The 19,068-nt window shown below is 68.0% G+C and carries 13 protein-coding genes; 9 read left to right on the forward strand and 4 right to left on the reverse strand.

Features of this window, described 5'->3' with window-relative positions:
- Positions 1-8 precede the first annotated feature (8 nt).
- The 5 genes from chpA (at position 9) to LE197_RS31185 (ending at position 10,443) form a co-directional block, all read left to right on the forward strand.
- The gene (gene chpA, locus LE197_RS31165; RefSeq protein ID WP_033979251.1) at positions 9-7,427 is read left to right on the forward strand and encodes a chemotaxis signal transduction system protein ChpA; all 7,419 of its coding nucleotides are present in this window, start codon (positions 9-11) and stop codon (positions 7,425-7,427) included.
- Positions 7,420-8,451, forward strand: a complete 1,032-nt coding sequence (locus LE197_RS31170) for a chemotaxis protein CheB (protein ID WP_003118811.1) — start codon at positions 7,420-7,422, stop codon at positions 8,449-8,451. Before chpA ends, LE197_RS31170 begins: the two co-directional genes overlap by 8 nt.
- Positions 8,448-8,954, forward strand: a complete 507-nt coding sequence (locus LE197_RS31175) for a chemotaxis protein CheW (RefSeq protein ID WP_003106119.1) — start codon at positions 8,448-8,450, stop codon at positions 8,952-8,954. Before LE197_RS31170 ends, LE197_RS31175 begins: the two co-directional genes overlap by 4 nt.
- Positions 8,955-8,961: 7 nt before the next feature.
- A complete protein-coding gene (locus LE197_RS31180; protein ID WP_003117898.1) occupies positions 8,962-9,756 on the forward strand; it encodes an AraC family transcriptional regulator in 795 nt (264 codons plus the stop codon).
- 75 nt (positions 9,757-9,831) lie between these two features.
- Positions 9,832-10,443, forward strand: coding sequence for a LysE family translocator (locus tag LE197_RS31185; protein ID WP_003084610.1), 612 nt, complete (start codon positions 9,832-9,834; stop codon positions 10,441-10,443).
- Positions 10,444-10,450: 7 nt separating this feature from the next.
- On the opposite strand, the gene LE197_RS31190 is transcribed toward LE197_RS31185, so the two are convergent.
- The 3 genes from LE197_RS31190 to LE197_RS31200 all read right to left on the reverse strand — a co-directional run bounded on the left by LE197_RS31190 (position 10,451) and on the right by LE197_RS31200 (position 14,119).
- Positions 10,451-11,866, reverse strand: a complete 1,416-nt coding sequence (locus LE197_RS31190; protein ID WP_174818003.1) for a hypothetical protein — start codon at positions 11,864-11,866, stop codon at positions 10,451-10,453.
- A 34-nt stretch (positions 11,867-11,900) separates the two neighbouring features.
- On the reverse strand, positions 11,901-12,623 hold the full coding sequence (locus tag LE197_RS31195; protein ID WP_003106127.1) for a 16S rRNA (uracil(1498)-N(3))-methyltransferase: 723 nt from the start codon (positions 12,621-12,623) through the stop codon (positions 11,901-11,903).
- Positions 12,624-12,715: 92 nt separating this feature from the next.
- On the reverse strand, positions 12,716-14,119 hold the full coding sequence (locus tag LE197_RS31200) for an adenosylmethionine--8-amino-7-oxononanoate transaminase (RefSeq protein WP_073666429.1): 1,404 nt from the start codon (positions 14,117-14,119) through the stop codon (positions 12,716-12,718).
- 173 nt (positions 14,120-14,292) lie between these two features.
- Between LE197_RS31200 and LE197_RS31205 the strand changes: the two genes are divergently transcribed.
- The 3 genes from LE197_RS31205 (at position 14,293) to LE197_RS31215 (ending at position 17,120) form a co-directional block, all read left to right on the forward strand.
- On the forward strand, positions 14,293-15,783 hold the full coding sequence (locus tag LE197_RS31205; RefSeq protein WP_003118815.1) for a flavin monoamine oxidase family protein: 1,491 nt from the start codon (positions 14,293-14,295) through the stop codon (positions 15,781-15,783).
- Positions 15,784-15,963: 180 nt separating this feature from the next.
- Entirely contained in the window at positions 15,964-16,533 is a 570-nt protein-coding gene (locus LE197_RS31210) for a cytochrome b (RefSeq protein ID WP_003106133.1), read from the forward strand.
- An 11-nt stretch (positions 16,534-16,544) separates the two neighbouring features.
- Positions 16,545-17,120 carry a YceI family protein gene (locus LE197_RS31215; RefSeq protein ID WP_003084626.1) on the forward strand — a complete coding sequence of 192 codons (576 nt, stop codon included), beginning with the start codon at positions 16,545-16,547 and terminating at the stop codon, positions 17,118-17,120.
- A 68-nt stretch (positions 17,121-17,188) separates the two neighbouring features.
- Here LE197_RS31215 and mexR read toward each other — a convergent pair whose 3' ends face one another.
- Positions 17,189-17,632 carry a MarR family transcriptional repressor MexR gene (gene mexR, locus LE197_RS31220; protein ID WP_003114897.1) on the reverse strand — a complete coding sequence of 148 codons (444 nt, stop codon included), beginning with the start codon at positions 17,630-17,632 and terminating at the stop codon, positions 17,189-17,191.
- A 274-nt stretch (positions 17,633-17,906) separates the two neighbouring features.
- Here mexR and mexA point away from each other — a divergent pair, with 274 nt between their 5' ends.
- Positions 17,907-19,058: a multidrug efflux RND transporter periplasmic adaptor subunit MexA gene (mexA, locus tag LE197_RS31225; RefSeq protein ID WP_003118819.1), complete on the forward strand. Its 1,152-nt coding sequence runs from the start codon at positions 17,907-17,909 to the stop codon at positions 19,056-19,058.
- The last annotated feature ends 10 nt before the right edge of the window (positions 19,059-19,068 follow it).

Here is a 19,068-nt window from a genome sequence, read left to right on the forward strand (position 1 = left end):
GAGTGGCTATGGGTGACCGGCACGACTACGTCGCTCTGGAGTGGGTGAAAGGCGAGATCGCCGAAACCCTGAAACAGGCGCGCCAGGCGCTGGAAGCGTTCGTCGAGAACCCGCAGGACCCGACCCGCATGCGGTTCTGCCTGACCTACGTGCACCAGGTGCAGGGCACCCTGCAGATGGTCGAGTTCTACGGCGCGGCCCTGCTCGCCGAGGAAATGGAGCAGTTGGTCCAGGCCTTGCTGGACGGTCGCGTGCCGAACCAGGGCGAGGCCCTGGAAGTGCTGATGCAGGCGATCCTGCAACTGCCGGTCTACCTCGACCGGATCCAGACCGCCCGGCGCGACCTGCCGATGGTGGTCCTGCCGCTGCTCAACGACCTGCGCGCCGCGCGCGGCGAGAAGCTGCTCTCGGAAACCAGCCTGTTCGCGCCCGACCTGTCGCAGCGCCAGCCGCAACTGGACGGCGAGGCCATCGCGCAACTGCGCACCGACGAACTCGGCGGCTTGCTGCGCAAGCTGCGCCAGACCCAGCAGATGGCCCTGGTCGGCCTGCTGCGCAACCAGGACGTGGCCACTAGCCTCGGCTACCTGGCGCGTGTCTATGCGCGCCTGGAGGGCCTGTGCCGCGAGGCACCGCTGGGGCCGCTGTGGAGCATCGCTTCCGGCCTGGTCGAGGGCCTGGCCAACGGTAGCGTGGTCAACAGCGCCTCGGTGCGCACCCTGCTGCGCCAGCTCGACCGCGAACTCAAGCGCCTGGTCGAGCAGGGCGCCGACGGCCTGAACCAGGCCGCGCCGGACGAGCTGGTGAAGAACCTGCTGTTCTACGTGGCCAAGGCGCCTTCGCAGTCGCCGCGGATCCGCGCTCTGAAGGAACAGTACCGCCTCGACGAGGCGCTGCCCGACCACGAGACGGTGGACGCCGAGCGCGCCCGCCTCGCCGGACCCGACCGCGACGCGATGCGTTCGGTGGTCGGTGCCTTGTGCGAGGAACTGGTGCGGATCAAGGACAGCCTCGACCTGTTCGTGCGCAGCGACCGTGGCCACCCCTCGGAACTGGACGCCCTCCTGGCGCCGCTCAAGCAGATCGCCGATACCCTGGCGGTACTCGGCTTCGGCCAACCGCGCAAGGTCATCCTCGACCAGTTGGACGTCATCCACGCCCTGGCCCAGGGCCGCCGCGAGCCGAGCGACGCGATCCTGATGGACGTCGCCGGCGCGTTGCTCTACGTCGAGGCCACCCTGGCCGGCATGGCCGGTCCCGGCGACGAGCGCAACAGCGAGGAAAGCCGCCTGCCCACCACCGATGTGGCGCAGATCCACCAGTTGGTGATCAAGGAAGCGCGCAACGGTCTGGAGCAGGCCAAGGACGCGATCATCGAGTTCATCGCCTCGCAGTGGAACCACGAGCACCTGGCCCGCGTGCCGGAGCTGCTGACCCAGGTCCGCGGCGGCCTGGCGATGATCCCGCTGGAGCGCGCCGCGACCCTGCTGGAAACCTGCAACCGCTATATCCAGGAACAGCTGCTGGCGCGCAAGGCGGTGCCGGACTGGCAGAGCCTGGATACCCTGGCCGATGCCATCACCAGCGTCGAGTATTACCTGGAGCGCCTGAGCGAGGACCATGCCAGCCAGAGCGACCTGATCCTCGACGTCGCCGAGGACAGCCTGGCGAACCTCGGCTATACGCTGAAACCGAATTCGTCGGCCCCGGCCGAGCCTGGCCTGTCCGGGCCCGCTGCCATCGAGTCCCCGGCTGCCGAGCCGGAGAGGCCGGAGGCGGTCGTCGAGGTCGCCGAGACAGCGGAGCAACCGCCCGCCGACACGGCTCCTGCCGAGGCCGCGAGGGAAGATGCCCCGCAGTTGGCCAGCGACGACAACTGGACCCTTGGCGAAGTCGCGCCCGACGCCGGCGAGCCGTCCCTCGACCTGGCCCTGGACCTGCCGCTGGACGATTCCGCCGAAGTGCCGCCGGCGTTGCCGGAGGTGGTCGAGGAGAGCGGCCAGCCGCAGTCGACCCCGGCGCCTGCCCGCAGCCTGGACGATTTCAGCCTCGACGAGATCGATCTCTCCGGCCTCGACCTGCCCGCCGATGCGGCCCCGGCCTCCGGGCCGGCGGCCCTGGCGGACTGGTCGCTGCCGGAGCAGTGGGGGCTCGGCGATGACCTGGCGCAGCCGGCGCAGGCCGGCGAGACGTTGGATCTGAGCCTGGAGGAGCCGGCGCTGTCCTTCGACGCGCCGCTGGAAAGCCTCGAGCCGTTGCCGGCGCTGGAGCCTTTCGACGGCTCCGCTGAACAGGAGCTGGTTCTCGATGCGCTCGATCCGCTACCGCTGGATGTAGCCTTGCCGGAGGCGGAGGGCGAGGTGTCCGCCTGGGAGGGCTCGAGCCTGGAGGAACTGGATCTTTCCGACCTCGATCTCCCCGAGGTGCAATTGCCCGAGGCTGAGGCCGAGGCGCCGCCTGCCGCCGAGGCGCTCGCCAGCGAAGCGCCGGCCCTGTCTCTGGCCGAGGTGATGGCTGCGCCGGTGCAGCCGATCAACCCGCCGGCGCAGAACGTTCCGGTCAGCCTGCTGCCACCGCCGGCCGACGAGGAACCGGTGGACGAGGAACTGCGCGAGGTCTTCATCGAGGAGGCCGGCGAGGTCCTGGAGACCATCGGCCGCTACCTGCCGGCCTGGAAAGCCGACCACGACGACCGCGAAGCGCTGACCGAGGTACGCCGTGCCTTCCATACCCTCAAGGGTAGCGGACGGATGGTCCGTGCCCTGGTGATCGGCGAACTGGCCTGGTCGATAGAGAACCTGTTCAACCGCGTGCTCGATCGCAGCATCGCCGCCAGCGAGCCGGTGCAGCGAGTGGTGGACCAGGTCGTGGCCCTGTTGCCGGAGCTGGTCGAGGAGTTCGCCGCCAATGCCCAGCGCCAGCGCGACGATGTCGACCTGCTGGCGGCCACCGCGCATGCCCTGGCCAAGGGCGAGCCGCTGCCGGAACCGCCGGCGCCGGACGACGGCGGAGTACCGCCGGAAGCCGGGGCGGAGCAGCCGTCGAGCCTGGACAACGGCGTCCAGGCGCCGCCATTGGCCGACGCGCCGCAGGCCGCTGCCGAGGCGCAGAGCGACGTCGAACTGCTCGATCCGCAACTGCTGGAGATCTTCACCAACGAGGCGGAAACCCATCTCGAGGCCCTGGTCGGCTTCCTCGCCGACTGCGCCCGCGAACTGCCGCAGCCGGTCACCGATGCCTTGCAGCGTGCCCTGCATACCCTCAAGGGCAGCGCACACATGGCCGGCATCCTGCCGATCGCGGAGATCGCCACGCCGCTGGAAAAACTGGTCAAGGAATACAAGTCCAACCTGCTCGCCTTCGACCTGCGCGAAGCGGAGTTGCTGCACGACGCCGAGCAACTGTTCCGCATCGGCCTGGAGCAGGTCGGCGCGCAACGGCCATTGAACCCGATCCCCGGCAGCGACGCGTTGCTGGAGCGTATCGAGGCACTGCATCAGGAACGCATCGCCTCGCTCGAGGCCGAGCGCTACAGCGATGCCGGCGAGCGCCGCGATCCGTTGCTGATCGAGGCGTTCCTCGTCGAAGGCATGGACATCCTGCTGGACGCCGAGGACCTGCTCGAGCGCTGGCACGAGCATCCGCAGGAGCGCCAGGAACTGAGTGCGCTGCGCGAGGAACTCAGCACTCTGGACCGGGGCGCCCGGCATGCCGAGCTGCCACAGGTGGAAGAACTCTGCCAGGCCTTGCTGGCGCTCTACGATGCCGTCGAGGAAGGCCGCCTGGCGGTCAGCCCGGCGTTCTTCGAGGAAGCCCGCCAGGCCCACGAGGCGCTGATCGGGATGATGGACCAGGTCGCCGCCGGCCTGCAGGTCACGCCGCGTCCGGAGCGGGTCGCGGCCCTGCAGGAGCTGTTGGAAGCGCCCGCCGCCGAGGCCGTTCCGTTCATCGACCCGGAGAGCCTCGGCGCCGACGATTTCCCCCCGGAAGACGAAGAACCGGCCCTCCCCGAGGCGGTCTTCGAAGAGGCCGGGACGCCTGCCGAGGAGACCGTACCGGCAGCGCCTGCACCGGCTCCCGGCCGCGAGCTGGACGAGGAAATGGTGTCGATCTTCCTCGAAGAGGCGGTGGACATCCTCGAAAGCGCCGGCCAGGCACTGGCCCAATGGCAGGCCGAGCCGGGCGCGCTGTCTTCGCTCAGCGCCCTGCAGCGCGACCTGCATACCCTCAAGGGCGGCGCACGGATGGCCGAGATCGCCGAGATCGGCGACCTGGCCCACGAGCTGGAGGCCCTCTACGAAGGACTGGTCGACCGCCGTTACCAGCACTCCCCGCAACTGGCCGGATTGCTGCAAGCCTGTCACGACCGCCTGGCCGAACAGCTCGACCAGTTGAGCGCCGGCCAGCCCCTGGCCGACCCGCACGACCTTATCCAGTCGATCCGCCGGTTCCGCCAGGGCCCGGTGGCCGAGGCCGCGACACCGGGCGAGGCGGAAAGCCCTGTCGAGGAACTCGTTGCACCTGCCGTCGAGGAGCCCGCCGCGCCCGCTGCGGAGGCGTTCGAAGAGCGCGATCCCGAACTGGTGGAGATCTTCCTCGAGGAAGGCTTCGATATCCTCGACAGCGCTGCCGCCGCGTTGCAGCGCTGGATGGACGACGTCGACAACACCATCGAACTGGAAGCCTTGCAGCGCGACCTGCATACCCTCAAGGGCGGTGCGCGGATGGCCGAGATCGGCGAGATCGGCGACCTCGCCCATGAGCTTGAATTCCTCTACGAAGGCCTCTGCGGTGGACGCCTGCGCGCCAGCCCGGCCTTGTTCGGCCTGCTGCAGCGCTGCCACGACGAGCTGGCCGAGATGCTCGAGGCGGTGCGTGGCCACCGCACGCTGCCCGACGGGCAGGCGCTGATCGCGGAGATCAGGCGCCTGCGCAGCGATCCCGACGAGCAACTGAGCGTACCCACCAGCGTCAGCCTCAAGCCGCTGGCGGCGAAGGGCGCGGCGGCCGACGAGAGCGAGATCCTCGACATCTTCCTCGAGGAAGCCGACGACCTGCTGGAGAACCTCGAACTGGCGCTCGGCCGCTGGGACGGCGGCAACGGCGACGCCCAGCCGCTGGACGACCTGCTGCGGATCTTGCACACCCTCAAGGGCGGTGCGCGCCTGGCCGGACAGACCGAGCTGGGCAACCTGGCCCACGACCTCGAGCAGCATCTCACCGATGCGCAGCAACAGGGCGCGCCGTGGCCGGACAGCCTGCTGCTGGATGCGCAGTCGGGGCTGGAAGGCCTGCAGCGGCAGGTCGACCTGTTGCGCGAGCGGCTGGCCGAGGACGACGAGGCCGGTGAGCGGCCCGAGCCCGCCCAGGCGCTGGTCCAGGCCGACGATACCGACCGCGCGGTGGCCTCCGCGCTGGCCGAGCTGACCCGCCTGGCCCCGGCGGCCGGCGCGATCATGGCGGCCGAGGCGGCGCCTCCGGCCGCCCCGGCCACCACCCTGCCGTTCGTGCGCAAGGCCCAGGAGGCGGCCCAGGAGGCCGCTTCCCGACGTGCCCCGCAGGAGCTGGTGAAGGTGCCGGCGGAACTGCTGGAGAACCTGGTCAACCTGGCGGGCGAGACCTCGATCTTCCGCGGCCGGGTCGAGCAGCAGGTGAGCGACGTCGGCTTCACCCTCGGCGAGATGGAGTCCACCATCGAGCGGGTGCGCGACCAGTTGCGCCGCCTCGACACCGAGACCCAGGCGCAGATCCTCTCGCGTCACCAGGCCGATGCCGAACGCGCCGGCTACGAAGAGTTCGACCCGCTGGAAATGGACCGCTATTCGCAGTTGCAGCAGCTCTCGCGCGCACTCTTCGAATCGGCCTCCGACCTTCTCGACCTGAAGGAAACCCTGGCGGCGAAGAACCGTGACGCGGAGACCCTGCTGCTGCAACAGGCGCGGGTCAACACCGAACTCCAGGAAGGCCTGATGCGCACCCGCATGGTGCCGTTCGATCGGCTGGTACCGCGTTTGCGGCGGATCGTCCGGCAGGTGGCCGGCGAGCTTGGCAAGCAGGTCGAATTCGTGGTCGGCAACGCCGACGGCGAGATGGATCGTACCGTCCTCGAACGCATCGTCGCGCCGCTGGAGCACATGCTGCGCAACGCCGTGGACCACGGCATCGAGTCCGGCGAGACGCGCCGCGCGGCGGGCAAGCCGGAGCACGGTACGATCCGCCTGAACATCGGCCGCGAGGGCGGCGACATCCTCCTCACCCTCTCCGACGACGGCGCCGGCATCCGCCTCGACGCGGTACGGCGCAAGGCCATCGAGCGTGGCCTGATGAGCGCCGACAGCGACCTCAGCGATCATGAAGTGCTGCAGTTCGTGCTCGAGTCCGGTTTCTCCACCGCCGAAAAGGTCACCCAGATCTCCGGGCGCGGCGTCGGCCTCGACGTGGCCAACTCCGAGGTCAAGCAGCTCGGCGGCTCGGTGAGCATCCAGACCGAGCCGGGCCAGGGCACCCGCTTCAACGTGCGGCTGCCGTTCACCGTGTCGGTGAACCGGGCGCTGATGGTGCTATCCGGCGAGGATCTCTACGCGGTGCCGCTGAACACCATCGAGGGCATCGTGCGGGTTTCGCCCTACGAACTGGAGGCGCTCTACGACCAGCGCGGCGAGGCGGGGCTGGATACGCCCAGCTTCGAATACGCCGGGCAGTCCTACGAACTGAAGTACCTCGGCGAGCTGCTGAACAACGGCCAGGAACCCAAGCTGGTCGGCCAGTCGCTGCCCTTGCCGGTGATCCTGGTGCGCTCCTCGGAGCATGCGGTAGCGGTGCAGGTCGACTCGCTGGCCGGTTCCCGCGAGATCGTGGTGAAGAGCCTCGGTCCGCAGTTCGCCGGGGTCGCCGGGATTTCCGGGGCGACCCTGCTCGGTGATGGCCGGGTGGTGGTGATCCTCGACCTGCTGGCGACCATCCGCTCCCGGCACGCGCTGCTCGGCCAGGAAAGCCGTCGCGAACGCCTGGCGCTGCGCCAGGAAATGGCGGCGAGCGAAAGCGAGCAGCAGCGGCCGCCGCTGGTCATGGTGGTGGACGACTCGGTCACCGTGCGCAAGGTCACCACCCGCCTGCTGGAGCGCAACGGCATGAACGTGCTGACCGCGAAGGACGGCGTGGACGCCATCGCCCAGCTCCAGGAGCACCGTCCGGACATCCTCCTGCTGGACATCGAGATGCCGCGCATGGACGGTTTCGAGGTCGCCACCCTGGTGCGCCACGACGAGCGCCTGGGCAACCTGCCGATCATCATGATCACCTCGCGGACCGGCGAGAAACACCGCGAGCGCGCGCTGGGCATCGGCGTCAACCAGTACCTCGGCAAGCCTTACCAGGAAACCGAGCTGCTCGAAGCCATCCAGTCCCTGGTCGGCCAGCATGAGTGAGCGCGTCACGCCACGGGTCGCGGTGATCGCCGACACCTCGTTGCAGCGCCACGTGTTGCAACAGGCGCTGCTCGGCCATGGTTACGAGGTGGTGCTCAACGCCGACCCGGCCAGGGTCGACGACGCCGCGCTGGAGTGCGCGCCCGACCTGTGGCTGGTGGACCTGACCCAGCAGGACGACTCGCCGCTGCTGGACAGCCTGCTGGAGCAGGACCGTGCGCCGGTGCTGTTCGGCGAGGGCCACGCGCCGGAGCGGCATACCGAACATTACCCGCGCTGGGAGCGGCGGCTGATCGGCAAGCTGAAGCGCTTGATCGGCGACCCCAGCGATGGCGTTGGCGACAGCCTCGGCGCATTGCTCGACGAGGAGCGTCCGCCGCGCCTGGAGATTCCCGGCGACCTCGCGGCGATGCCGCTGCAGGCCGGCGAAGCGGCCCGCGAGGTGTGGCTGCTGGCGGCCTCGCTCGGCGGCCCGGCGGCGGTGAAGGCATTTCTCGACGCCTTGCCCGGCGGCCTGCCGATCGGCTTCCTCTATGCCCAGCACATCGATGCCAGCTTCGAGCAGAACCTGCCGCAGGCAGTCGGCCGGCACAGCCAGTGGCATGTGAAGAACGTCCGCGACGGTGAAGCGCTGCGTTGCGGCGAGGTCATGGTGGTGCCGGTGCTGCACGAGCTCGGTTTCCACCACGACGGGCGACTGAAATGCAGCCAGCGTTCCTGGCCGGAACCCTACACCCCGTCCATCGACCAGATGATGCTCAACCTGGCCCAGCAGTTCGGCCCCGACTGCGGGGTGATCGTTTTCAGCGGCATGGGTAGCGACGGCAGCGCCGCTGCCGCCTACGTGCGGCGCCAGGGTGGCGAGGTATGGACCCAGCGCGCCGACAGTTGCGTCTGTTCGAGCATGCCGGACAGCTTGCGCGAAGCCGGTTACAGCAGTTTCAATGCCAGCCCCCGCGAACTGGCCGAGGCATTGGTCAAGCATCTGGCCGCACGCTGCGCGCCGACAGGAGTCGAAACATGAACCAGGCCGTGATCGAGCAGGATGGCATGAGCCGGAACACCCCAGCCAACCCGACCCCGGACAGCCTCACCGGGCTGCTCCTGCCGCTGAGCGACCGCACCCTGCTGTTGCCCAACGTCGCCGTGGCCGAACTGATCGCCTATCGCAACCCACAGGTCGCCGCCGGCCTGCCGCAGTGGTACCTGGGCCAGGTGGCCTGGCGCGACCTGCGCCTGCCGCTGCTGTCCTTCGAGGCGGCCTCCAGCGGCGAACAGCAGCCGGTGCTCGGCAGCAGCGCGCGGGTGGTGGTCATCAACGCCCTCGGCGGACGACCCCATGTGAAGTTCCTCGCCCTGCTGGTGCAGGGCATTCCGCGCTCGGTGCGGCTGGACGCCAATCTCGCGAGCACCGCCGCGCCGCTGGCGGCGCTGGAACTGGCGGCGGTGGACATCGGCGGCGAAACCGCACGGATTCCGGACCTGGCCGGGCTCGAAGAGAAGCTCGCCGACGCCGGCCTGATCTGAGCCGTCCATGGCCGGCCTGCAGCACGCGCGGATCGGCGCCTCCCTCGAGGTCGCCAGCGCCAGCCTGGCCGGGCACCGCTTCGAGAAGCACAGCCACGACGAGTTCGTCATCAGCGCCAACCTCTGCGGATTGGAAGATGTCTGGCTGGATGGCCGTACCTTCCAGGCCGACAGCGGCGACCTGACCCTCTACAACCCGGGGCAGATCCAGGGCGGCGGCGTCCGCGACGGCCAGCCCTGGCGCTTCGCCAGCCTCTATCTGCCTGCCGCCGAACTGGCGAGCAGCCTGGATCTTTCCTCCGTCGAGTTCGACCGCCCGCTGCTGCGCAGTCCGGCGCTGGGCCGCGAGTTGGCCGCCAGCATCGAAGCCTTGCTGGCCAGCGACCGTTTCGCCCGCGAACGGGGGGAGGAGCGCCTGCTGGATTTCCTTGGCCGCCTGCTGGCGGCGAGCGGCACCCGCCTGCCGCAGAGGGCCGATCCTGGGCGCCCGGCTGTCGCCCGCCTGCAGGCGCTGCTCGCCGAGCGCCTGGCCGAACCGCCGGACCTGGATGAGATGGCGGAGCAGGTGGGCCTGTCGAAATACCACCTGCTGCGGGCGTTCAAGAAGGCCACCGGGCTCAGCCCGCGCCAGTGGAGCATGCAACTGCGCACCCGCCGCGCCCTCGGCCTGTTGCGCCGTGGCCTGGCGGTGGGCGAGGTGGCCCACGCCCTGGGCTTCGCCGACCAGAGCCACCTGACCCGTTACTTCACCAGCGCCTACGGCATTTCGCCGGGCCGCTACCAGCGCGCCGTGCGCGGCTGAACTGCGCAATCCGGTTCAAGTCGGCGGAGCCGCCGGCCGGGATAATCCGACGTCCCACCACGGAGTCGTCGTTCCATGCTCGCCATCTTCCTCGCCGCCTTGCTGTTCGGTTTCGCCTTCAATGTTTCCCCTGGCGCGGTGTTCAGCGAAACGCTGCGCCGCGGTTTGACCGGCGGCTTCCGCCCGGCGTTGCTGGTGCAACTGGGGTCGCTGATCGGCGATGCCGTCTGGGCCCTGCTCGGGCTCACCGGGCTGGCGCTGCTGCTGGGCTACGAACAGGTGCGGATTCCCCTGACCCTGGCCTGTGCCGCCTACCTGGCCTGGCTCGGCGTGCAAGGCTTGCGCGACGCCTGGAGTCCGCCGCTGGCGGCGGAGGATGCCGGCGAGCAGGGGCGCAACGCCTTCGGCGCCGGCGCGGCGATCTCCCTGTCCAATCCGAAGAACGTGGTCTACTGGGGTGCCCTCGGCAGCGCCCTGGCGGGGATCGTCGACGGCACGCCGAACCAGGCGCAGTCGCTGGTGTTCTTCGCCGGTTTCATGCTCTCGTCGCTGATCTGGTGCTTTTGCTGCGCGGCGCTGGTGGACTGGCTGCGGCGCAACACCTCGCTGTTCTGGCACCGCGTCAGCTACGCCGGTTGCGGCGTGCTCCTGCTCGGCCTGGCGGGACTGGCGCTGCGCGGGCTGTAGACGCGCCTCAGGCCGGCGCCAGGCGCCGCCGCAGCAGGCGTTGGCGCAGGCTTTCGAACGTGCCGAGGTCGACATGCCGGGCATGGTCGCCGACGACGATCCGGCCGTCGGGCAGCTCCGCCCAGTGCTGTAGTCCGCCCTCCAGGTCCAGTTCGCCGTAGCGGATGCGCAGCGCCCGGCCGGATTCGAGGTGCCAGAGCTGGGCGAGGTCCCGCGAGCGATGCGGTTCCAGCCACGGCGCCAGGAGCAGCCAGCCTCCGTCCAGGGCCTGGAGCTTCAGGTAGGGGCCTTCGGCCAGGCCGTCCAGCGAGTGGCTGCGGATCTCGCCGCTGTCGAGCCGGCCTTCGCAGAGCGTTTCACGCTCCAGCCAGACGATGGTCCCGGGCGCCGCCGAGGTCGGTTGCGCCGGATCGGCGGGCAGATCCTTGCCGACGGGGAACGGCAGGGGCTGGATGCGTGCCTCGCGCCATTCGAAGAACTGCCCGCGGGAGAGCAGGCAGACGCGCTGGTCCGGAGTGGTGAAGACCGCCGGCGGATTCTCGATGGAGCGCCGCGCTTGCGGCACGTCGAAGAGCAACCGCGGTTCGTCGTTGCCCTGGGCGAAGCCCGGATAGAGGAAGAACAGGCCGCGGTCGGCCAGGAGCAGGTCGTCCCCGGCCAGGCCGATGGCAAGTTCCGGGGTGCGGCGTTGGCGCAACGACTGCGCCGGCGGCAGCGGCAAGGGCGGTAGTTCGGGCGTCAACGAGGCGAGGTCGCGGGAGCGATGCAGCCAGGCGTAGGGGCTTCCCGAACGGGTCATCCTGACCCAGGCGTGCAGGCCGTCCGCCCAACTGGCCCGGCAGAGCAACGCGCCCTGGGTTTCCTCCGCGCCATCGGGCAGGCGTTGCAGCCTGGGCCATTGGCGCAGGTCCAGCAGGTCGCGGCTGTCCTCGCCCGGCAGGCGGGCGATGGCCAGGCCGGGCGCCAGGTGCTCGGCGTGTTCGAGGCAGATGTAGGCCGAAGCCGGCGCCAGGCCGGCCGGCGCGGCGGCGGGGAGGGCCGCCCGGGCGCCCTCGGGGGCGTTTTCCTGGCGCAGCGTGCGGGCGTTGTGGCCCTGCGCTGCGAGCGCATCGAGGAGGCGCTGGCTGTGGGGGGCGCCGACCACGTACAGGTTCAGGCTGTCGTCTTCGTCCAGGCGTTCCACCAACGCCAGTCCGAGGGATTCCAGCTCCTGGCCGAGGGCTGGCAGGAAATCCTCGGGAAGGTCGTCGCGCAGGCGCTCCAGCAGCGTCTCCAGTGCGGCGGAGGCCAACTGCGGGAAGCGTCCGGCATAGTCTCGGCGGAGTACGCCGAGCACGTCGGGCAGGCGGATCTTCCAATCGAAGGTAACGGGCGTGTCCATGCGTGCGATCCGTTGCGAAGTGGGTTGCGCAACGGTATTCACTGGCTGTCGCCGTTGTAAAGCGGCGGGAGGGATATCAGGCGAAGTCGCCCCAGAGTTGCTGGGCCACCGCCAACGCTACCACCGGCGCGGTCTCGGTGCGCAGCACTCGCGGGCCGAGGCGCGCGGAGTGGAAACCGGCCGCCTGAGCCTGCTCCACCTCGGCATCGCTCAGGCCGCCTTCGGGACCCACCAGGAAGGCCAGGCGCGACGGCGGCGCATGGCTGGCCAGGGGGGCGGCCACAGGGTGCAGGACCAGCCTGAGGTCATCGTCCCGCCCGCGCAGCCAGTCCTCCAGGGCCAGAGGCGGATGGATCAGCGGCAGGCTCGAACGGCCGCACTGCTCGCAGGCGCTGATCGCCACCTGGCGCCAGTGCTGCAGGCGCTTGTCGGCGCGCTCGTCCTTCAGGCGCACTTCGCAACGCTCGCTGACGATCGGGGTGATTTCCGCCACCCCCAGCTCGGTGGCCTTCTGGATCGCCCAGTCCATCCGCTCGCCGCGCGACAGGCCTTGCCCCAGGTGGATACGCAGGGGCGAGTCGGGCTGGCCGGCGAACTGCTCGCGGAGTTCGACGCGGACATTCTTCTTGCCGACCTCGACCAGCTCGCCGAGGTATTCCCGGCCGCTGCCGTCGAACAGTTGCACGGCGTCGCCCGTGGCGTGCCGCAGCACGCGGCCGATGTAGTGGGCCTGGGCCTCGGGCAGGTCGTGCTGGCCGAGGGAGAGAGGCTGGTCGACGAAGAAGCGGGACAGGCGCATGGCGATTCGAGGGTAGTGGCGACAGGCGCGCAGTTTACTGCCTGCCGCGGGGCGCTGGAACCGGCCCCCTCGGAACGAAGGGGCGGCGACGTTCAGCCCGGATCGCGGTGGTCCGGGTGGAAGTCGCTGACCGCCACGCTGACCGCGTCGCGGGTGGCGATGTCGATGCCTTCGCTGGCCACCTCGGCGAGGAAGTCGATCTGCTCCGGGGTAATCACGTAGGGCGGCAGGAAATACACCACGCTGCCCAGCGGGCGCAGCAGCGCGCCGCGCTCCAGGCCATGCTGGAAGACCTTCAGGCCGCGGCGCTCCTGCCAGGGGTAGGGCGTCCTGGATGCCTTGTCCTGGACCATTTCGATGGCCAGGACCATCCCGGTCTGGCGCACCTCGGCGACATGCGGGTGGTCGGCCAGGTGCGCGGTGGCCCTGGCCATGTGGGTGGACAGCGCGCGGTTGGCCTCGATCACCTTGTCTTCCTCGAAGATGTCCAGGGTCGCCAGGGCGGCGGCGCAGGCCAGCGGGTTGCCGGTATAGGTGTGCGAGTGGAGGAAGGCGCGCAGGGTCTGGTAGTCGTCGTAGAAGCCCCGGTAGACGGTCTCGCTGGTCAGCACCGCGGACATCGGCAGGTAGCCACCGGTGAGGGCCTTGGACAGGCAGAGGAAATCCGGGGCGATGCCGGCCTGCTCGCAGGCGAACATCGTCCCGGTGCGGCCGAAGCCCACCGCGATCTCGTCGTGGATCAGGTGCACGCCATAGCGGTCGCAGGCTTCGCGCAGCAGCTTGAGGTAGACCGGGTTGTACATGCGCATGCCGCCGGCGCCCTGGATCAGCGGTTCGACGATGACCGCGGCGATCTCGTCGTGCCCTTCGGCCAGGGTGCGCTCCATGTGGGCGAACATGTTCCGCGAATGTTCTTCCCAGCACATGCCGTCCGGACGCAGGAAGCAGTCCGGGCTGGGCACCTTGATGGTGTCGAGCAGCAGCGACTTGTAGGTTTCGGTGAACAGCGCCACGTCGCCCACCGACATCGCCGCGATGGTTTCGCCGTGGTAGCTGTTGGTCAGGGTGACGAAGCGCTTCTTGCGCGGCCTGCCGCTATTGAGCCAGAAGTGGTAGCTCATCTTCAGCGCGACCTCGATGCCCGCCGAGCCGCTGTCGGCGTAGAACACCCGGTCGAGCCCCGGCGGGGTGATCTTCACCAGTCGCTCCGACAGCTCGATCACCGGCTGGTGGCTGAATCCGGCGAGGATCACGTGCTCCAACTGGTCGACCTGGTCCTTGATGCGCTGGTTGATGCGCGGGTTGGCGTGACCGAACACATTGACCCACCAGGAACTGACCGCGTCGATGTAGCGCTTGCCTTCGAAATCCTCCAGCCAGACGCCTTCGCCGCGGCGGATCGGGATCACCGGCAGGCGTTCGTGGTCTTTCATCTGGGTACAGGGATGCCAGAGTACGTTCAGGTCGCGCTGCATCCAGTCGGCGTTAAGGCCCATGGGCTGTCTCCTCGGATCGATCGGCAAAGCCTATGCAATGGGGGTGAGATGAACAACCCGGCGGGTTGGGACACATCCGACAGCAGCCGCCGACGGACTCCTATGGTGGCCCAAACGGCTCTGGCGTATGCTGCGCGCCGTTGCGTCTTTGCTTTTTTCCTGGGGAGTCCGGTATGTCGTTAAGGTGGCTGCGCGCCGCGGCGTTTCTCATGTTGGGGGTGTTCAGCGCGGTGGCGCTGGGCAAGGATAAACAGCCTACGGCGATCGTCGTCGGCGCGGGCCTGGCAGGCCTGAGCGCGGCCTACGAATTGCAGAAGGACGGCTGGCAGGTCACGGTGCTCGAAGCGCGGCCGCAGGTGGGCGGGCGTTCCGGCCTGGCCACCAGCGAATGGGTCGGCAACCAGAAGGTCCAGCCCACGCTCAATGCCTACCTGGACACCTTCAAGCTGAAGCCGGTGCCGGCGCCGGACTTCGTCCGCACCCCCAGCTACCTGATCGACGGCCTGTACTACAGCAGCAGCGATCTCGCGCTCAAGCAGCCGAACGTCGCCGCCGACCTCAAGCGCTTCGAGTCGACCCTGGACGATCTCTCGGCATCGATCTCCGACCCGCTCAACCCTGCCTCGAGCAATACCCTGTTCGCCCTCGACCAGATGAACGCCGCGCGCTGGCTGGACAAGCTGAACCTGTCGCCGACCGCGCGCCTGCTGGTCAACCAGCGTATCCGTTCGCGCTACGACGAACCGTCGCGCCTGTCGCTGCTCTACCTCGCCCAGCAGGGCCGCGCCTACCGTGGCGTCGACGACCGCGACCTGCGCGCGGCGCGCCTGCCCGGCGGCAGCCAGGTGCTGGCGGAAGCCTTCGTCAAGCAGATCAAGACGATCAAGACCAAATCCAAGGTGTCGAGCATCGTCCAGGCCAAGGACGGCGTCGCCGTCAAGGCCGGCAGCGAGACCTACAAGGCCGACTACGTGGTTCTCGCCGTGCCGCTGAAGGCGCTCGGCCAGATCCAGATGACCCCGTCCCTGAGCGGTACCCAGATGTCCGCGCTGAAGGGCACCAACTATGGCTGGCGCGACCAGATCCTGCTGAAGTTCAAGCGTCCGGTGTGGGACGACAAGTCGCGCCTCTCCGGCGAGATCTTCAGCGACCAGGGCCTGGGCATGATCTGGGTCGAGCCGGCGCTGAAAGGCGGCGCCAACGTGCTGATCAACCTGTCCGGCGACAACGCCCGCGTGCTGCAGGCTTTCGGCGACCGGCAGATGGTCGATCAGGTGCTGATCCGCATGAACAAGTTCTATCCGAAGATGCGCGGTGCCTTCGCCGGCTACGAAATTCGTCGCTACAGCGCCGATCCGGGTACCGGTGGTTCCTACCTGGCCTACGGTCCGGGCCAGGTGACGCGTTTCTGGCGGATCTGGGAACAGCCGCTGTCGCGGGTCGCCTTCGCCGGCGAGCACACCGATGCGCTGTACCCCGGCACCATCGAGGGGGCGCTGCGCAGCGGCAAGCGCGCCGCCAGCCAGGTGCGCGACCTGTACGCCGGCAAGACGCCGGTGATCGAGGGCGCGCCGATGGTGGCGAAGGCCGAGAAGGTAGCCGCACCGACGACCGGCGGCGAGAAGAAGAACCCGTTCGCCTGGTTCACCCGCCTGTTCGATTGATCCCCTTCGCCGGCGCCGGAAGCTCCGGCGCCTTGCGCTTCCCGGTTCGCAGCGCAATCCAGGGTTTTTTCTTAGCCTGCGAACCTATCTTGTGAATCGATGTTTCAAAGCAGAATTTTCTGCTTTAACTCGATGGATTTGCCGCTAGTCTTGAGGCTTCGCTTTTCAAGGAAGTTTTTCATGCAGTGGCGCAATACCTCATCCCGTTACGGCGTATTCAGCCTGTTCCTGCACTGGGGCAGCGCGCTGGTGGTCTTCGGCCTGTTCGGCCTGGGCCTGTGGATGCGCGAACTGAGCTATTACGACCCCTGGTACCACCCCGCGCCGGCGCTGCATAAAAGCATCGGCATCCTGCTGGCCATTGCCCTGCTGGTGCGGATCGTCTGGCGTTTCGTCAGCCCGCCGCCGCCGGCGCCGGCCAACCACGGTCCGCTCACGCGGGTAGCGAGCAAGCTTGGCCACCTCGCGCTGTACGGGCTGCTGCTGGCGGTGATCGTCGCGGGCTACCTGATTTCCACCGCCGACGGCGAACCGATCAGCGTGTTCGGCTGGTTCTCCGTGCCGGCAACCCTCAGCGGGCTGCCCGACCAGGCAGACGTCGCGGGTGAAATCCATCTCTACCTGGCCTGGGCGCTGGTGGTCTTCGCCGTCCTCCATGCCCTGGCCGCCCTCAAGCATCACTTCGTCGACCGCGACCCGACCCTAAAGCGCATGCTCGGTCGCTCGTCGAATGATCAACAACCACGTTAAGGAGAATGTCCATGCTGAAGAAGACCCTTGCCGCGCTGGCGCTCGGCTCCGCACTGTTCACCGCCGGCCAGGCAATGGCCGCGGACTACAAGATCGACAAGGAAGGCCAGCACGCCTTCATCGAGTTCCGCATCAAGCACCTGGGCTATAGCTGGCTGTACGGCCGCTTCAACGACTTCGACGGCAGCTTCACCTTCGACGAGAAGAACCCGTCGGCCGACAAGGTCAAGGTGACCATCAACACCAACAGCGTGGACACCAACCATGCCGAGCGTGACAAGCACCTGCGCAGCGGTGATTTCCTCAACGTCAGCAAGAACCCGACCGCTACCTTCGAATCCACCGAAGTGAAGGCCAACGGCGACAGCGCCGACATCACCGGCAACCTGACCCTGAACGGCGTGACCAAGCCGGTCACCATCAAGGCCAAGCTGATCGGCCAGGGCGACGACCCGTGGGGCGGCTACCGTGCCGGCTTCGAAGGCAGCGCCACCCTGAAGCTGAAAGACTTCGGCATCAAGATGGACCTCGGCCCGGCATCCCAGGAAGTCGAGCTGCTGCTCTCCGTCGAAGGCATTCGCCAGTAAGCGGATACCTGAAACGAAAAACGCCGGCGATCGCCGGCGTTTTTCATTGTGCTTCGAAAAGAATGTTCTTAAATATCCTCAAGCGGTTGCGCGGCCAGGCACTGGTCGAGGAGATGCACCAGGGTGGCCTGTTCCACCGGGGTGAGCGGGGCAAACAACTCGTCATGCACGCGTGACATGATGGCCTCCGCATGCTGGTGGATGGCCAGCCCCTCGTCGGTGAGGAAGAGCTGGAAGCTGCGCTGGTCGCTGGGGTTGCGCTCGCGGCGGACCAGGTTTCTTCCCTCCAGCTCGCGGATCTTCCGGGTGATCAGTGCCTTGTCGCGGCACATCTGGCGTCCCAGGTCCTGCAGGTTCAGCCCGCGTTGTTCGTCGATAAGCTTCAATACATGGACGTCGGGCGGGGTCAGGTCGAGTCGCTGGCAATCGAGCTCGCTCTGGATGCGCGTCCGCACATGCTGGAAGACCGCCATCAGCGCGGGCATCAGGTCGGGATTCACGGGGTAGTTCATTGGTTTGGCCGAGTAAACCTAATGTAAATGTGGTTGATCCAGTCAACTATTTTGCTTATTTTAGTTGACCTTATCAACCTTGTTTCAGGTTCTGAATATGGGCCATGGCGCCGGGTGGATAACCGGCCATCGAGCTAAAACGTTTCAGGTGTTTTCACGCGAGGCTTTCGGACGTTTACAAACACCTATGAATGTAAGTATTTTGCCTGCCTTCTTCGAGCCGGTGCAGCGCCTTCACGCTGCATCGGCCGCTTTCGCTCATGAGGACAACGCTATGCAACGAACGCCAGCCATGCGTGTACTGGTTCCGGCCCTGCTGGTCGCGATTTCGGCCCTTTCCGGGTGCGGAAAAAGCGAGGCGCCGCCGCCGGCGCAAACGCCGGAGGTCGGGATCGTGACCCTGGAAGCGCAGACGGTGACCCTGAATACCGAGCTGCCGGGCCGGACCAATGCGTTCCGCATCGCCGAGGTGCGTCCCCAGGTGAACGGCATCATCCTCAAGCGCCTGTTCAAGGAAGGCAGCGACGTCAAGGCCGGGCAGCAGCTCTACCAGATCGACCCCGCCACCTACGAGGCCGACTACCAGAGCGCCCAGGCCAACCTGGCTTCGACCCAGGAGCAGGCCCAGCGCTACAAGCTGCTGGTCGCCGACCAGGCCGTGAGCAAGCAGCAGTACGCCGACGCCAATGCCGCCTACCTGCAGTCCAAGGCGGCGGTGGAGCAGGCGCGGATCAACCTGCGCTACACCAAGGTGCTGTCGCCGATCTCCGGCCGCATCGGCCGTTCCGCGGTGACCGAAGGCGCCCTGGTGACCAACGGCCAGGCCAACGCGATGGCCACCGTGCAACAGCTCGACCCGATCTACGTCGACGTCACCCAGCCGTCCACCGCCCTGCTGCGCCTGCGCCGCGAACTGGCCAGCGGCCAGTTGGAGCGCGCCGGCGACAACGCGGCGAAGGTCTCCCTGAAGCTGGAGGACGGTAGCCAATACCCGCTGGAAGGTCGCCTCGAATTCTCCGAGGTTTCCGTCGACGAAGGCACCGGCTCGGTCACCATCCGCGCCGTGTTCCCCAACCCGAACAACGAGCTGCTGCCCGGCATGTTCGTTCACGCGCAGTTGCAGGAAGGCGTCAAGCAGAAGGCCATCCTCGCTCCGCAGCAAGGCGTGACCCGCGACCTCAAGGGCCAGGCTACCGCGCTGGTGGTGAACGCGCAGAACAAGGTCGAGCTGCGGGTGATCAAGGCCGACCGGGTGATCGGCGACAAGTGGCTGGTTACCGAAGGCCTGAACGCCGGCGACAAGATCATTACCGAAGGCCTGCAGTTCGTGCAGCCGGGTGTCGAGGTGAAGACCGTGCCGGCGAAGAATGTCGCGTCCGCGCAGAAGGCCGACGCCGCTCCGGCGAAAACCGACAGCAAGGGCTGATCAAGGGGAT

It is taken from the genome of Pseudomonas sp. PS1(2021) (genome assembly GCF_020405165.1).
GTDB lineage: Bacteria > Pseudomonadota > Gammaproteobacteria > Pseudomonadales > Pseudomonadaceae > Pseudomonas > Pseudomonas aeruginosa.

Bases quoted from the DNA above. Each gene is read 5' to 3' on its own strand.
- chpA (WP_033979251.1), top strand. From the start codon at position 9: ATGGGTGACCGGCACGACTACGTCGCTCTGGAGTGGGTGAAAGGCGAG.
- LE197_RS31170 (WP_003118811.1), top strand. From the start codon at position 7,420: ATGAGTGAGCGCGTCACGCCACGGGTCGCGGTGATCGCCGACACCTCG.
- LE197_RS31175 (WP_003106119.1), top strand. From the start codon at position 8,448: ATGAACCAGGCCGTGATCGAGCAGGATGGCATGAGCCGGAACACCCCA.
- LE197_RS31180 (WP_003117898.1), top strand. From the start codon at position 8,962: ATGGCCGGCCTGCAGCACGCGCGGATCGGCGCCTCCCTCGAGGTCGCC.
- LE197_RS31185 (WP_003084610.1), top strand. From the start codon at position 9,832: ATGCTCGCCATCTTCCTCGCCGCCTTGCTGTTCGGTTTCGCCTTCAAT.
- LE197_RS31195 (WP_003106127.1), bottom strand. From the start codon at position 12,623: ATGCGCCTGTCCCGCTTCTTCGTCGACCAGCCTCTCTCCCTCGGCCAG.
- LE197_RS31200 (WP_073666429.1), bottom strand. From the start codon at position 14,119: ATGGGCCTTAACGCCGACTGGATGCAGCGCGACCTGAACGTACTCTGG.
- LE197_RS31205 (WP_003118815.1), top strand. From the start codon at position 14,293: ATGTCGTTAAGGTGGCTGCGCGCCGCGGCGTTTCTCATGTTGGGGGTG.
- LE197_RS31210 (WP_003106133.1), top strand. From the start codon at position 15,964: ATGCAGTGGCGCAATACCTCATCCCGTTACGGCGTATTCAGCCTGTTC.
- LE197_RS31215 (WP_003084626.1), top strand. From the start codon at position 16,545: ATGCTGAAGAAGACCCTTGCCGCGCTGGCGCTCGGCTCCGCACTGTTC.
- mexR (WP_003114897.1), bottom strand. From the start codon at position 17,632: ATGAACTACCCCGTGAATCCCGACCTGATGCCCGCGCTGATGGCGGTC.
- mexA (WP_003118819.1), top strand. From the start codon at position 17,907: ATGCAACGAACGCCAGCCATGCGTGTACTGGTTCCGGCCCTGCTGGTC.